Below are 14,854 nucleotides of genomic sequence, written 5' to 3'. Positions count from 1 at the left end.
GCTTGACACCGCCAAACCGGGCAGGTTGGCAGAGCCCGCCGACGCGGCGAGGGACCCAGAACCAACACCCCGCATGGTCCGGTCGGACACGACTCACCCGTGGTCGGCCGGGGCTGGCCCGTCAGCGCGTGAAGCGGCGCCGCTCCCGCATTGGCGGAGGCGGCGCCGCAGACTCACTGCGTCAGATCACTGCGTTACTGGAAGATCTGGAACTCCGAGATCTGTCCGGCTGGCCAGCCGGTGTTCGCGGTGAAGTTCAGGCGCACGTATCGGGGGCTGGTCGAGGGGAATGTGATGGTCACGGTGTTCCCCGTCGATGGGTTGAACGTGTAGTTCGCTGAGCCGACGATGGTGGAGAAGGTGCTGTTGTCCGTGGAGCCGAGGACCGACAGGGTCTGGGTGCGGGTGGCCCAGGCGGTGGATGGGGGGAGGTCGAGCACGATCTTGCTGATGCTCTTCGAGGCGCCGAGGTCGACCTGGAGCCACTGCGGGAACGCGTTGTCCGTGCTCTCCCAGTAGCTGCTGGTGTTGCCGTCTACGGTGTTGGCTGGCACGTAGTTCTGTGTGGAGCCGCTGGCCGAGGTCGGTTGGTTCAGCGCCAGGTTGGCGTTGGTGGTGGAGACGCCGGTGCCGGTTAGGGCGACCGTTGCGGGGCTGCCGGGGGCGTTGCTGGCGATGCTCAGCGTGCCGGTGCGGGCGCCGGTGGCGGTCGGGGTGAAGGTGACGTTGACCGTGCAGGATGCGCCGGCGGCCAATGTGCTGCCGCAGGTGCTGGTCTGGCCGAAGTCGCCGGTGGTGGTGATCGAGGAGATGGTTGCGGTGCCGGTGCCGGAGTTGCTCACCGTCACCGCTTGGGAGCCGGAGGAGGTGTTGAGCGTCTGGTTCCCGAACGACAGGTTTGTGGTGTTGGTCGCGATCGACGGGCCTGTGGTGCCGCCGCCGGTGCCGAGGTAGGCCTGGAAGTCCGAGAGTTGTCCGGCCGGCCAGCCGCTGTTCGCTGTGATGGTGACGCGTACGTAGCGGGCCGATGCTGCTGTGAACGGGATGGTCACCGTGTTGTTGTTGGCGTTCGGGTCGAAGGTGTAGGTGTTCGAGGCCGCGAGGGTGGAGAAGTTCGTGCCGTCCGTGGAGCCGAGGACCGAGAGGGTCTGGGTGCGGGCGCCCCATGCGGTTGACGGCGGGAGCCGCAGGACCACCTTGCCGACGTTCCAGTTCTGGCCGAGGTCGACCTGGGCCCACTGCGGGAAGGCGCCGTTCGCGCTCTCCCAGTAGGTCGAGGGGTCGGTGTCGGTCAGGTTGGCCGGGACGTAGGAGCCGTTGCTGGCGCTGGCCGAGGCCGGCTGGCCGGCGGCCAGGTTCACCGTGCCGTCGACGCCGGTGCCGCTGAGCGCCACGGTCGTCGGGGTGTTGGTGGCGTTGCTGGCGACGGTGAGGGTGCCGGTGCGGGAGCCGCCGGCGGTCGGGCTGAAGGTGACCGTCACCGAGCAGGTGGCGTTGACGGCGATCGAGGAGCAGTTGTTGGTCTGCTTGTAGTCGCCGGTGACGGAGACCCCTGAGACACTCGCCGCGCTGGTGCCGGTGTTGGTGATGGTCACCGTCTGCGGGGCGGCCGAGGCGCCGACCGCGGTGCGGGCGAAGGCTAGGCTGGCCGGGTTGGCGTTGAGTACCGGTCCCGGTGCGATGCCGTTGCCGGACAGCGAGACGGTGTCGGTGACGCCGCCGGCGTTGACCGTCAGCGCGCCGCTGCGGGCGCCGGAGGCGCTCGGCGAGAAGGTGACGTTCACCGTGCAGGAGCCGTTGGCTGCGATCGACGAGCCGCAGTTGTTGGTCTGGGCGAAGTCGCCGCCGGCTGCGATCGAGGACACCGACGCTGCCGAACCGGTCGGGTTCGACACCGTCACGGTCTGCGCCGCGCTGGTCGTGCCGGTCGCCACCGAGCCGAAGTTCAGCGAGCCGGGGCTGGTGGTGACGCTGCTGGCCGGGTAGGGCGGGAAGACCGGCGTCGGATTGTCGCTGTTGCACTGCGTCGGGCTGACGCCGGAGTTGCCTCCGTTGTCGGTGATGGCGAAGGAGTTGCCCTCACAGCTGTAGCTGGGGGCGTTGCCCGCGTTGGCCTGCGCGACGCCGGTGGCGGTGACGTTCTGGAAGGTCGCGGCGCCGCCGGTCTGCTCCTGCATCGCGAAGGTGCCGGTGCCGGCGATGGTCACGTTGTTCAGCGAGACGCCGCTCACCGTGCCCTCGACCCACTGGACCGCTTCGAAGGGGCTCTGCTCGATCAGGGCGTTGCTGACGTTGATCGGCCCGGTGATCGCGCCCTGGCTGCCGTCGAACCACAGCGCGCCGACGCCGAACTGCCAGTTCGGGTCCAGGTCGCCGTCGCGGATCAGGGTGTTGTTGGAGATCGTGGTCAGGCCGACGGGGGTGGACGTGAAGCGCTGTCCGACTTGGATGCCGCCGCCCTGCGAGATGCCGGAGTCCACCACCAGGTTCCCGGTGACGGTGTTGTCGTGGCCGCCGTAGATGGCGATGCCGTTGGCCAGGATCTGGTCGGAGACCGTGTTGTTGGAGATCAGGTCGTTGGCGTCGGCGCCGAGGCTGGTGTCCGCCCACTGCGCGATGCCGTCGTCACCGGTGTTGCGGAGGTCGCTGTTCGTCACCGTGGAGTTGGTGACGCCGCCGTGGAAGTTGATGCCGTCCGCTGAGGTGTCGCGGATGCGCATGCCGCTGAACGTCACCTTGTCCATCGGCCCGTCCATCCAGGCGCCGACCTTCATGTGCTCGATCCAGATGTTGCTGACGGTCGAGTTGTTCATCGCGCCGCCGATGCCGTTGACCTGGTCGCAGTCGTTGCGGGTCTGGACGTTGCCGAAGATCGCGAAGTTGGACAGGTGCACGTTGCTGCTGGAGCCCTTGTTGCCCCCGACGCCGCAGCTGTCGGGCTCGCCGAGGCCGTAGAAGCCGGGCGCCGCGCCGGTCACCGTCGAGTACCACATCCCGGCTCCGGCCACGGTCACGTTGTTGACCGTGATGTGGCGCGGGATGTTGAACGTCCCCGGCGGGATCCACACGGTGCCGCCGGCTCCGGCGGCGGCGACGGCGGCGTTGAACGCGGCCGTCGAGTCGTTGACGCCGGTGGCGTCGGCGCCCTCGCTGGTCACCGACACCGAGCCGGCCGGCTGGGTCAGCGCCGGGCCCACATTCTCGAAGTCGGCGAGGTTGATCGTGTAGGAGGAGGCGCTGTCCCCGGAGTCGACCTGCAGCTTGAACGTCGTGCCGGCCTGGTAGGTGGTGGTGAAGAGCTGGTGCACCTCGTCGTAGAAGTGGTGCGGGGTGCTGCCCGGGGTGTTGGTGCCCGGGTAGCCGCCGTAGTACCAGCTGTAGGCGTTGGTCAGCGTCAGGTTCTGCTGCTTGTTCCCGTTGACGTACAGGGACAGCGGCGCGGTGTAGACCGACCCGTCCGAGCTGTCCGGGATGCTGTAGCGGATGTCGATCGAATTGGTCGCGACCGGGGTGGTGAAGGTGATGCTCTGGCCGGAACCGTTACCGGCCAGGGTGACGGCCTGGCGGTAGGACGCCTCGTCGGCCAGCTGTCCCTGGCTGACGCTGGGACCTATCAGGGTTCCGGTGGTCGCGGTGGCCTTGGCGGCCTCGACCTCCACGTAGGGCAGGGAAGCCCCGGAACCACCGGTCGCGCCGGCCGCGGCCGCGGGCGAGGCGGCGAGGGCGACCATGGTGCCGGCCGTGGCCAGAACCGCCCCGAGGGCGGCTGCCAGCGTTCGGCGCGGTGAGTGGGGACGCGCGCCGGGAATCCCGGCGCGTGCGGATCTGGACATCACAAAGGGCTCCTTCGATGGGGCACCGTGCGGGGTACGGACCGTGGGGTTCGGCCCGGTGGGGAGATGTCGCAGCGGGAGCGTAACGCCGCCGACACCTTCGCGCAATAACCCGGTGCTAGTGCTGCAAGGAGTTTGCTGTTCCTTGAAAATTTGCGATACCGGGTCAGAGCAGCGCGATTCGCAGGTCAAGGTCCTGATAGGGGGCCCGGATCACAGAACACTGAGCCCGACACAGGTGGTTCGCCTTGTCGTTCTGCGCTAAGACGGCCTGAAGTGCGCCGACCTGGCGAACTACCATCCGACGGACGGCATAGACCCGTCGCTGGGGGTTCCGCAGTCGATCGGCGATCACGTACCTGGACCTGTATCAACGGCAGCAAGTAGGACGCCGGCTATGCCAGCATCTCCCGGGCCGCCCCGCGCAGCAGCCGTACCAGCTCGCGCGGGGGGGCGGCCTTGGCGTCGGCACGGGTGGCGACGCTGACGATGCGCCGGGTCGGGCCGTCGGGGCCGAGGCCGGTCACGGTGACGCCAGCGACGGGGCCGGTGACCGTCAGGCGGGGCAGGATCGCCATGCCGACGCCCTGCGCGACCATCGAGAGCACGACGCCGTCGTCGGCGACCTCCAGGGTGGCCTTCGGCAGGAAGTCCTGGCGGCGCCACCAGTCCCGGGTGTACGAGGAGCAGTTCTCCGGCCAGTCGATCACCGGCAGGCCGCGCGGTTCCTTGTGCACCGACGGGTAGGCCAGCACGTAGGGCTCGCGCAGCAGCTCTCCGACCACCATGCCGGGCGGGGTCGGTGCGTCGTCGTCGAGCGTGGCGATCGCCAGGTCCGCGCGGCCCTCCTCGACCTCGCCGACGGTGCCGGCGCCGAGTTCGGGCACGACCAGCACGCGCGGCGCGACGCCCGGGTAGCGTGCGGCGAGCCCTTTGAGCGCCGGCGGCAGCAGCACCGCGGCCGCGCTGCGGAACGCCGCGACGCGCAGCGTCCCGGTGACGGTGCCCTCCTCGGCCCCGCGCGCCTCGGCTCCCAGCAGCTCCAGCTGGCGCAGCACCTGTCGGGCCCGCACCACCGCGCGCTCCCCCGCCGGCGTGGGCCGGGCTCCGGTGCGGCCGCGTTCGAAGAGCACGGCGCCGACCTTCCGCTCGACGCCGCGCACCGCGTGCGACACCGCGGACTGGGTCGTCCCGGTGGCTTCGGCGGCTGCGGTGAAGCTGCCGGTGCGCGCCACGGCGACCAGGAGGCGCAGCTCCGAGGGGGCGAGGTCGGTCATGGTGATCACTGTAGGCCGAATCGGTTCCGACCATGAAGCCGGCTCATGGAAAACGGTTATCCACAAGCGCGGGGATCTGCTTGCGAGCAGTGATTCTCCGTACGGTCATGTCCATGACCGCGACCTACCAAGCCATCCGCCAAGCCCGCCGTCCGCAGGGCCGCCCGACCGCCGCCGACTTCGAGTTCGTCTCCGGCCCGATCCCCGAACTCCCGCCGGACGGGATCCTGGTGCAGAACCTGGCCCTGTCCGTGGACCCGTACATGCGCGAGGCGATGCACTGGGGCGGCTGGGAGAAGGGCTTCGGGCTGGAGGGCCGGGCGCTGGGGCGGGTCCTGGCGTCGAAGGACCCTGAGATCACGGAGGGCACCGTCGTCTTCCACCGGCACAGCTGGGCCACGCACGCCGTGGTCACCAAGGCCGACCTGCGGGTCCCGCCGGTCACCGACGGCGTCCCGCTCACCGCGTTCCTTGGCATCCTCGGCGGCACCGGCCTGACCGCCTATGTCGGCCTGAAGCGGATCGCGAAGCTCCAGCCGGGCGAGGACCTGTTCATCTCGGCGGCCGGCGGCGGAGTCGGCACGGCGGCCGCGCGCATCGCCCGCGTGATGGGTGCCGGGCGCCTGATCGGCAGCACCGGCTCCCCGGCGAAGGCGAAGCACCTGGTCGAGCACGTCGGCTTCGACGCCGCGATCGACTACCGCGCGGCGACGCCGCTGGTCGACCAGCTCGGCGCCGCCGCGCCGGACGGCATCGACGTGTACTTCGACAACGTCGGCGGCACACACCTGGAGGCCGCGATCAGCGTCCTGCGACACCACGGCCGCATTGCCTGGTGCGGCGCCGTCTCGCAGTACGACGACCTGGAGAACCCGCCCGCCGCACCGGCCAACCTCTACGACATCGTGGGCAACGCGCTGCGCCTGGAAGGCTTCCTCGTCCGCGACCACCTCGACGCCCGCGAGGAGTTCGAGGACTTCCTCATCCCGCACATCGTCTCCGGCGCGGTGCCGGTCGACGAGACCGTCGTGCACGGGTTCGGGCGGACGGTCGAGGCTTTCATCTCGATGCTCGGCGGCGGGAACGTCGGGAAGATGGTGGTCACGTTGGAGGACGAGGACTGATATTCACGCCACCCGCCCCAGATCCGACCGCGTCACCTGATGCTGCAACGGCTGGCCGCCGACCAGCCGCTCGACCTCCGCGACCACCGCGTCGCCGATCCGCGACAGCTCGTTCCCGAGCGAGCCGGCGATGTGCGGGGTGAGGAAGACGTTCGGCAGTCGGTACAGCGGAGAGTCCTCCGGCAGGGGCTCGGGGTCGGTGACGTCGAGCACCGCGCTGAGGCGGCCGGAGACCAGCTCGTCGGTCAGGGCGTCGGACTCGATGAGGGCGCCGCGCGAGGTGTTGATCAGCGTGGCGCCGTCGGGGATCAGGGCCAGGCGGCGGCGGTCCAGCATGCCGCGGGTCTGCGGGAGGTCCGGCGCGTGCAGGGTGACGATGTCGCTGCTGCGCAGCAGGTCGTCCAGGGACAGCAGGACGGCGCCGAGGTCAGTGGCTTCGCTCGGCCCGATGTACGGGTCGCTCAGGTAGACGTCGAAGTCCAGTGGTCGCAGCAGCTCCAGCAGTCGGCGGCCCACGCGTGAGGCGCCGATGACGCCGACGCGGCGGTGGTGGTTGCCGAGGGTGTCCCGGCGCCGTTCGCGGTCCGGGTCGGGGGCGCCGCGGCTGCTGGTGAACGTTTCGCGCAGCATGAAGGCGTTCTTGCCGGCCAGCAGGATCGCGGCCAGCGTGTACTCAGCCACGGGGATGGCGTTGGCCTGCGCCATCGACGACACCAGCAGGCCGCGCTCCCAGACCGCGTCGGTCACGTAGCCGCGCACGGTTCCGGCCGCGTGCAGAATGGCCCGAAGCCGAGGCGCTGCCTCCAGGACGCTCTGATCGATCGGTGGAGAGCCCCAGCTCGTGATCAACAGATCGGTTCCGGCGAGCGCCCGCGCCGCCTCGGGGTGCCTGAAGTCGGAGACGACCAGGCAGGCGTCGATGTCGACCAGCTCGCGCAGCCGGTCCAGCACCCTCGGCGGGAACAGCCGGGGCAGGTTGTCGAGGTTCATCGCGAACAGTGCGGTGGGTCGGGCGCTCAAAGTGGTGGCTCCAGGGAATATGGCCCGTCACCCTGCTTCGCCGGCCTTTAGGCGACGAAGCAGGGTGACGGTTGTGGACTACTGGGCTTCGGGTCGGGCCTGGTGCGGAACTGCCGCAGGCCGTTCACACGTGCTGCCGATGGTCACCGATTCCCCACTCTCCGCTGCGGCGAGCAGCGATTCCATGACGTCCAGCACATGGAACGCCAGCGCGCCGTTCGCCCGGTGCGGCACGCCCTCGGCGAGCGCCCGGGCGAGGTCCGAGACGCCGTAGCCGCGCGAGGCGTTCCGGTACCCGCCGAGCTCCGGCACCTTCTCCCACTCCTTGGCCTCGGCGCGGAAGATGCTCACCTCGCCGTCGAACCCGTTGGGATCCGGCACCTCCAGCGAGCCCTGCGATCCGTACACCTCGATCCGCGGCAGCTGCCCGGCCCACACGTCGAAGCTCATCACCAGCGTCGACAGCGCGCCGTTCGCGTGCTCCAGCACGCCGGTGACATGTGTCCGCACCTCCACCGCGAACTCGGTCCCGGCCCGCGGCCCGCTGCCGATGGTGCGTGTCGGCCGCAGAGTGGAGCTCATCCCCACCACGCGCCTCACCGGGCCGAGCAACGTCACCAGGGCCGTGAGGTAGTACGGCCCCATGTCCAGCAGCGGACCGCCGCCGGGGCGGTAGTAGAACTCCGGGTCCGGGTGCCAGCGTTCGTGGCCGGGCGTGACCATGAACGCGGTCGCGGCCACCGGGACGCCGATGTCTCCGGCGTCCAGGGCGGCGCGCGCCGTCTGGATCCCGGTGCCGAGCACGGTGTCCGGCGCGCATCCCACGCGCACCCCCGCGCGTTCGGCCGCTTCCAGGACCGCGCGCGCCTCGGCAGTGGTGGCAGCGAGCGGCTTCTCGCCGTAGACGTGCTTGCCGCCGGCGATCGCGGCCTGCGCGACCTCGGCGTGGGCGGCCGGGATGGTGAGGTTCAGGACGAGATCGACGTCCTCGGCCACGTACAGCTCGGCCGGTTCCGCGGCGCGGGCGCCGGGGACGTCGGCGGCGACCTTGGCCGCGCGCTCGGCGTCCAGGTCGGCGATCGCGGTGATCCGCAGATTGGGCAGCCGCGGCGCGGCCTGGAAGTACTGCCCGCTGATGTTCCCCACACCCACAACGCCCACACGCAGCGCCGTCACCGAGTCGCCCATGCCATTCCCCTCCTGATCATCGCATCGACCTCGGGTACCTCCAGGTCGGCCATCCGGTGTCCGACCGCCGTGACGAAGACGCGGCCGGCTCCCCACTGCCGGGTCCAGGTGATCGGCACGACCGCGCCGGCCAGTTCCGGGGTGTCCGGGTCCTCGGCGTAGTCGGTGACCGCCAGGACCTCGACCTGCGGGTCCATGTGCAGGTAGTACTGCTCGGTGGTCACCGTGAACGGCTTGATCCCGGCCGTTATCGGGTGATCCGCGACTGTCCGCACCTCGTACGTGGTGAACTCACGCGGGTGGTGGACAAACTGCCCACCGGTCAGGAGCTGGTAGCGGGTCTCGCTGCGGAACGCGTCGATGATTCCGCCGTGCCAGCCAGCGAGACCCGTTCCGGCGCGCACCGCCTGTAGCAGCCCACTGATCTGATCTCCGGTGATCTGACCCATGGTCCAGCACTGCACGATCAGGTCGGTAGCCGAAAGCAGGCCGTCGTCGAGGTAACTGTCCAGGGTATCGGAGACCGTCACGTCGTAGCCGTCGTCCTTGAGAGCGGCCGCATATTTGTCGCTCGCGGGGACCGGGACGTGGCCGTCCCATCCGCCTCGAACCACCAAAGCGTGCTTGGTCATTGGGTATTCTCCGGATTCTGTCGCACTGCCACTCCGCCGCTGCCGGCCGCCGCGCCGCCGGCCACGCCCTCGACCAGGTTCCGCTGCAGGATCGCGAACACCACCAGGATCGGCAGCGCCACGATGATCGTCGCGGCCGCGACCAGCGGCCACTGCGAGGAATACTGGCCGAAGAACGAGAACAGGCCGCGGGTGACCGGCCACAGGCTCTGGTCGTTGAGCATGACCAGGGGCAGGATCAGGTTGTTCCAGCCCGCGACGAAGCCGAAGATGCCGAAGGTGGCCAGCGCCGGCTTCATCTGCGGGATGATCATGGTGAAGATGTAGCGGATGTACCCGCAGCCGTCCAGGGCCGCGGCCTCGTCCATCTCGCGTGGGATGGTCTTGATGTAGCCGACGAAGAAGAAGAACCCGGCACCGGTCAGCGAGGTCATGATCAGGTAGCCGATCCGGCTGTTGTACGTGCCGATCTTCTGCGCCTCGATGAACAGCGGGATCAGTCCGGCGGGCAGGAACCCGGAGAACACGAAGAACCCGTAGAGCGCGTTGGAGTGCTTGAACCAGCCGCGGGAGATCGGGAACGCGAGGAACACGCCGAGGACCAGGGTGACGACGTCCGGGATGATGGCGTACAGCAGGCTGTTGACCATCTCGTTGGAGAAATCGCCCTCGTTCCAGGCGTCGCTGAAGTTGGACACCGTCCACGGGTGCGGCAGGCCGGTCGGGTTGTTCAGGAACTCGTTGTTCGTCTTGAACGCCTGCAGCGCCAGGTAGACCAGCGGGAGCGCGAAGAAGCCCACTGAGATGACCAGGCAGGCCAGTTGCAGCCCGCTGGTGCGGACGGCCCGCCGCGCACGGCTGTCGGCGGCGTGGTTGTCGATGACGCTCACAGCGTCACCTCCCGGCGGCGCAGGAAGACCAGCAGCGCGCTGCCGATCACCAGGGTGATCACGAACTGCGCCACGGCCAGCATGGAGCCGTAGCCCAGCGACGGGTTCACCCCGAACGCCGTGTCGAACATGTACATGCCCAGCGTCTTGGTGCCGTAGTTGCCGTCCGTCAGCACCCTGATGAGGGCGTACTCGCCGACGCAGCCCATGGCGGTCAGGAAGACGTTCACCGTGGTGGCGTTCGCCAGCAGCGGCCAGGTGATGTGCCGGAAGGTCCGGAACCGGCCGGCGCCGTCCAGCGAGGCGGCCTCGTACAGCTCCGGCGGGATCCGGCGCAGCGCGGCGATGTAGACCAGCATGGTGTAGCCGCTGAACATCCAGACGTTGATCAGGACGACCAGCGACAGCGCCCAGTTCTTGTCGCCGAGGAACGCGGTGTTGATGCCGAACGCCCCGTGCAGGATCGGCTCGGCGGGCCCGTTCTGCGGGTCGAACACCAGCGAGAACAGCACACCGACGATGGTCACCGAGAAGATCTGCGGCATGAAGATCAGGGCCCGGTAGAACCCGAACCCGCGCCGCCGGTGGCGCAGCAGCAGCGCGAGTCCCAGGCCGATCGCGATCTGCAGGACCGTGACCCCGGCGACGTATTTCAGCGTCACCGTCACGGACGCGGAGAAGTCACTCCAGGAGCTGTTGAACGCGTTGCTGTAGTTGCACAGCCCGCAGAAGTGCAGGGGGGTGCCCGGGAAGCCGGAATACTCGGTGAAGGAGAAGAACACGGTCGACACCGACGGGAACAACCCGAAGACCAGCCAGCCGATCGTGGGCACGGCGATGGAGGCCCAGGGCAGCCACCGCCGTGTCCGCTTCGTACCGAAGGGGATGGTGCTCACAGGTCAGTGCCCCGCTGCCGACTTGTACGCGTCAGCGGCCTGCTTGAGCGCGTCCGCAGGGGTCTGCGATCCGAACGGCTGCATCTTGGTCCGGTCGATGTCGCCGGCGACCTTCGGGAACTTGGTGGAGGTCCAGGGCTGCTGGACGTTCGGATAGCCCTCCGAGGCGTGCGCGGCCAGCCAGTCGGTCCAGGGCAGCGTGGGCGTCGGCACCGACGGCTCGGTCGAGATCGATCCGGTGGCCTTCAGCCAGGCCGCGTAGTTGTCCGGCTGGGTGAACAGATCGAGCCACTGCATCGCCAGCGTCTGGTGCTTGGACCAGGTCGGGACGACCCAGGACAGGTCCGGCGCCAGGGCGGCGCGGTTCCAGCTCGCGGTGTCGGTGCCGGGCATCGCCATGAAGCCGAAGTTCAGGCCCGGGTTGTCCTGGGCGATGGTGTTGCCGTCGAAGGAGCCGTCGAAGAAGAACGGGAAGTCGTTGGTCTTGGCGGCCCAGACCCCTGGCGCCGACTGCGCGGGCACGCCGGCGGCGTTGGGCTCCATGTAGGACAGGATCTTCTCGTAGCGCTGGGCGGTGTCGGCGTAGACCGGGTCGTTCCAGCTCTGGGCGCCGCTCCAGAAGTCCTCAGCGCGCTTCTCCCACAGCGCCGGCGCGTCCGCGGTCGGCTTGTCCTGCATCAGCAGCTGGTTCATGATGCCGAACCACGGGATGCTCTGGTAGCCGTCCTTGCCGGCCACGTACAGCGGCGTGATCCCCTTCGACTTCAGGGTGTCCAGGTCGCTGATGAACTCGCCGTAGGTCGTCGGGACCGAGAGCCCGTACTTGGCGAGGATGTCCTTCTTGTAGAACATGCCCGAGTTGTTCACGTACTCGGCCGTCATCACGCCGTAGACGCCGTTGTTGTAGCCCATGGCGTACTTCTGCGCGGCCGGGTCGAACCGCTTCATGAACGGCTGGTTCGACAGGTCGACGAACTGCCCGGACTGCACCAGCGCGGGAGTGCCCTGCGGGATGATGCCGGTCGAGGCCGGCGGATAGGAATGCGGGGTCGGCGGGAACTGCGCCAGCACGTCCACGCTCTTGGCGGAGACAAGGCTCTGCCACAGCGTCGGCCAGGCGTTGGCGGCGGTCGGCGCGGTCTGGAGCTTGATCTTGACGCCGGGGTGCTGCTGCTCGAACTCCGCGTCGACTTTCTGGGTCTGTGCGACGGCAGCCGGGTTCGTCCACATCGCGATGGTGAGCGTCTGCGACCCACCGGAACCGCTACTGCCGCTACTGCTGCCACAGGCGGCCAGGCCCGCGGCCAACGGCACGACGGCGACCGCCACGAGGGCGCGGCGGCGCCGCGCCGAAAACAAAGATGTTGATCTGGCCATGACGGCTCCTCGAAGAAGAGTTGGGAGGTCACGGCCGACGGCAGGACACCGCTTTTCACAGCGGTGTCCGAAGTCCTGGAGGTGCCACGAAGTATCAGTTCGGAGCGGCGGCGGGGTCAAGGCTTGGCGAGGTGAAAAGACTTCTCTGACATCAAAAAGCGTAAAAGCGATGATCTTCAAGTGGCATAGGTGCAGATCAGAGCGCTTCGGTACGGCCCGTCGATGAGAAGCCTTGTCGCACTAACACTCTTGGAGTTACATACTCCTCACGTCGCCGACGGTGTACGTCCTGGAGGAAACAAACCACCCGCCATCTGCCCACCCCTGAAGGGGGAACTGATGCTGCGCTCGGTTCGACGTGGAGTGATTCCACTGATTTGCGGCCTCGCCGCCAGCGTGTTCGTCGCCCAGTACGCGACGGCCGACCCCGCCCCCGCAACGAAAGCGCACGCCGGTCCCGTCTCCGATTACTGGGCCTCGCAGTTCCAGTTCGACAACAACGGCACGCCCTGGTCGACGGCGGACTTCGCGGCCATCAAGGCCAAGGGGATCGACCGCGCCGAGCTCAACATGCCGTGGTCGAAGCTGGAGCCGTCGCGCGGCACCTTCGACTTCTCCGAAATGGACACCGAACTGGCCAACGCCAAGGCGGCCGGCGTCAAGCTGGTCCCGATCTTCTGGCAGTCCGGCTGGCGCGGCAGCCCCGCGACCTTCGAGACCGACCACGAGGTGACCAGCACCGGCGCCACCGGCGTGGCGCTGGCCTGGTGGGACCAGACGGAGCAGAACGACTACTTCGCCTACGTCACCGCCACCGTCGCGCACATCACGCACAACCCGGCGTACGGCGGCTCGTTCATGGACTACGGCCACCTCGACGCGCAGTGGCTGGACAACCCCGGCGAGGGCGGCTGGGCTCCGGCGGACATCGCGTACTTCCACAGCAGCTGGCTGCCGGCCACCTACAAGACCGTCGCCGCCTTCAACGCGAAGTACAACACCACGTACACCTCGTTCGACCAGGTGCCGGCCGCCCTGCCGGGCGCCGCTCTGGACGGCGTCTACCAGGCGTTCCGCCAGTGGAGCGTGCAGGACACCTACGACCGGCTCACCGCAGCCGTCCGCGAGGTCAGCAACGGGCCGCTGTTCTACTACTTCGGCGGGCACATCTCCAACGCCCCGCAGCTGGGCAACCTGCCGGACATCTTCTTCAACCTGGCCCGGAAGTACCACGCCACGGTCGTCGAGGACGCCGCCAACTCCGCGGGCCTGAGCCTGTTGTTCGGCAGCCTGGGCCGCGCCTACCACGTGCCGGTCGCCCAGGAGTGGACCGTGTTCGGCACCGACGACCAGATCCCGGCCGAGGCCGTGAACTGGCTGTCCATGTACCCCATGACGCTGCCCACCGGAGGCGGCGAGGACTTCTTCATCCACGACGGCACCAGCAAGGACGTCATCGGCTACCCGATCTACACCTCCTGGCTGCCGGTGCTCCAGAAGATCTCCGGCTCGTACCCGACCCAGCCGGTCGCGGTCTACATCGACTACTCGACGGCCCGCGGCAACGACGGCGGCGGCAACCTGAACGGCGTCGAGAACAGCATCGGCGCGCTGTGGGCCGGCTACCAGGCCGGGTTCTCCGTGGTCACCAGCGAGGAGATCGCGAACCACGCCGACAGCCTGTCGCACTACCGCGCGGTGCTGCCGATGAACGGCTCCGACGCCAACATCGCCGCCTACCAGAACGCCGGCGGAACCGTACTGAGCAACGGATCCCAGCTCGCTTCCTACGCCCCGGCCTACGCCGACCTGACCAGCCAGCACGCGCTCCAAGTCGTGCCCGCCACCGCGGCGAACCACCGCAGTTCCATGGTCACGCTCGGCGAGGTGAACTCGAACTACGGCTACACCGGTTCGGTCACGCTGCATCCCGACGGCCTGAACCTGGTCCGCGGCACCTACCACGTGGTGGATGCGCTGACCGGCCAGGCACCGGCCCAGAAACTGCTCGCGGACGGCAGCGTCTGCGTGCCGGTCACGATGAAGTCGGCGCAGCTCGACCAGTGGTCGGTGCTGCCGGGCGCGGCTCCGGCCGGCACCCCGGTCCCGGCCTCGTGTCCCGGGAACAACAGCGGCGCTACGTCCGTCACCGGCACGGCCGGACAGAGCGGCGGCGGCCTGATCTACATGTCCGTCGGCGCGACCGGCCAGGGTGCCGACGGCAACCTCATCCAGGTGACGCAGGGCGGCCAGACCGCTTATGAGACCTGGACTTCCGCGCAGAGCGGCGTCACACCGGCCAACGTGTACCTCCAGCTGGACCCGTCCAGCCAGGTCGCCAAGGCCTCGACGGTGACCGCGAACGTCACCTACTGGTCGGTCGCCGGCCAGGGCTTCCAGGTGCAGTACGACTCGACCACGGCCCCGTACTTCGGCGGGCCGACCGTGGCCGGGAGCGGCACCGGGAGCTGGCAGACCGCGACCGTGACACTCACCAATGTGCAGTTCAACGAGCTGCAGAACCTCTCCGCCGACCTCCGTCTGGCGGTCACGGACCCGACCAAGCCGCTGTATGTCAGCAGCGTGACGCTGTCCACCACCGGCTGACGCCGGCGCA

Annotated in this window: 10 protein-coding genes; 2 read left to right on the top strand and 8 right to left on the bottom strand. The window is 68.8% G+C overall.

Annotation, left to right across the window (positions count from 1 at the left end):
• Window positions 1-194: 194 nt before the first annotated feature.
• A complete protein-coding gene (locus ABH935_RS45080; protein WP_370384154.1) occupies window positions 195-3,833 on the bottom strand; it encodes a choice-of-anchor D domain-containing protein in 3,639 nt (1,212 codons plus the stop codon).
• 395 nt (window positions 3,834-4,228) lie between these two features.
• Window positions 4,229-5,110 carry a LysR family transcriptional regulator gene (locus ABH935_RS45075; protein WP_370384153.1) on the bottom strand — a complete coding sequence of 294 codons (882 nt, stop codon included), beginning with the start codon at window positions 5,108-5,110 and terminating at the stop codon, window positions 4,229-4,231.
• A 113-nt stretch (window positions 5,111-5,223) separates the two neighbouring features.
• On the opposite strand from ABH935_RS45075, the gene ABH935_RS45070 reads away from it, so the two are divergent.
• Window positions 5,224-6,234, top strand: a complete 1,011-nt coding sequence (locus ABH935_RS45070) for a zinc-binding dehydrogenase (protein ID WP_370384152.1) — start codon at window positions 5,224-5,226, stop codon at window positions 6,232-6,234.
• 3 nt (window positions 6,235-6,237) lie between these two features.
• Here ABH935_RS45070 and ABH935_RS45065 read toward each other — a convergent pair whose 3' ends face one another.
• From ABH935_RS45065 to ABH935_RS45040, 6 genes are all read right to left on the bottom strand, one after another.
• Window positions 6,238-7,224, bottom strand: a complete 987-nt coding sequence (locus ABH935_RS45065; protein ID WP_370384157.1) for a hydroxyacid dehydrogenase — start codon at window positions 7,222-7,224, stop codon at window positions 6,238-6,240.
• Between the two features lie 108 nt (window positions 7,225-7,332).
• Entirely contained in the window at window positions 7,333-8,442 is a 1,110-nt protein-coding gene (locus ABH935_RS45060; protein ID WP_370384151.1) for a Gfo/Idh/MocA family protein, read from the bottom strand.
• Window positions 8,427-9,074: a ThuA domain-containing protein gene (locus ABH935_RS45055; RefSeq protein WP_370384150.1), complete on the bottom strand. Its 648-nt coding sequence runs from the start codon at window positions 9,072-9,074 to the stop codon at window positions 8,427-8,429. Before ABH935_RS45055 ends, ABH935_RS45060 begins: the two co-directional genes overlap by 16 nt.
• A complete protein-coding gene (locus tag ABH935_RS45050; RefSeq protein WP_370384149.1) occupies window positions 9,071-9,964 on the bottom strand; it encodes a carbohydrate ABC transporter permease in 894 nt (297 codons plus the stop codon). The genes ABH935_RS45055 and ABH935_RS45050 overlap by 4 nt, the downstream gene beginning before the upstream one ends.
• A complete protein-coding gene (locus ABH935_RS45045) occupies window positions 9,961-10,860 on the bottom strand; it encodes a carbohydrate ABC transporter permease (RefSeq protein WP_370384148.1) in 900 nt (299 codons plus the stop codon). The genes ABH935_RS45050 and ABH935_RS45045 overlap by 4 nt, the downstream gene beginning before the upstream one ends.
• 3 nt (window positions 10,861-10,863) lie before the next feature.
• A complete protein-coding gene (locus ABH935_RS45040) occupies window positions 10,864-12,237 on the bottom strand; it encodes an ABC transporter substrate-binding protein (RefSeq protein ID WP_370384147.1) in 1,374 nt (457 codons plus the stop codon).
• Window positions 12,238-12,576: 339 nt separating this feature from the next.
• Here ABH935_RS45040 and ABH935_RS45035 point away from each other — a divergent pair, with 339 nt between their 5' ends.
• Window positions 12,577-14,844, top strand: a complete 2,268-nt coding sequence (locus ABH935_RS45035) for a glycoside hydrolase family 42 (protein WP_370384146.1) — start codon at window positions 12,577-12,579, stop codon at window positions 14,842-14,844.
• The last annotated feature ends 10 nt before the right edge of the window (window positions 14,845-14,854 follow it).

The sequence above is a fragment of the Catenulispora sp. GAS73 genome (assembly GCF_041262085.1).
Classification (GTDB): Bacteria; Actinomycetota; Actinomycetes; order Streptomycetales; family Catenulisporaceae; genus Catenulispora.
This window is presented reverse-complemented; position numbering and strand designations above follow the sequence as displayed.

Excerpts from the sequence above, each read along its gene's own strand:
- ABH935_RS45080 (WP_370384154.1), bottom strand. The coding sequence starts at position 3,833 with ATGTCCAGATCCGCACGCGCCGGGATTCCCGGCGCGCGTCCCCACTCA.
- ABH935_RS45075 (WP_370384153.1), bottom strand. The coding sequence starts at position 5,110 with ATGACCGACCTCGCCCCCTCGGAGCTGCGCCTCCTGGTCGCCGTGGCG.
- ABH935_RS45070 (WP_370384152.1), top strand. The coding sequence starts at position 5,224 with ATGACCGCGACCTACCAAGCCATCCGCCAAGCCCGCCGTCCGCAGGGC.
- ABH935_RS45065 (WP_370384157.1), bottom strand. The coding sequence starts at position 7,224 with ATGAACCTCGACAACCTGCCCCGGCTGTTCCCGCCGAGGGTGCTGGAC.
- ABH935_RS45060 (WP_370384151.1), bottom strand. The coding sequence starts at position 8,442 with ATGGGCGACTCGGTGACGGCGCTGCGTGTGGGCGTTGTGGGTGTGGGG.
- ABH935_RS45055 (WP_370384150.1), bottom strand. The coding sequence starts at position 9,074 with ATGACCAAGCACGCTTTGGTGGTTCGAGGCGGATGGGACGGCCACGTC.
- ABH935_RS45040 (WP_370384147.1), bottom strand. The coding sequence starts at position 12,237 with ATGGCCAGATCAACATCTTTGTTTTCGGCGCGGCGCCGCCGCGCCCTC.
- ABH935_RS45035 (WP_370384146.1), top strand. The coding sequence starts at position 12,577 with ATGCTGCGCTCGGTTCGACGTGGAGTGATTCCACTGATTTGCGGCCTC.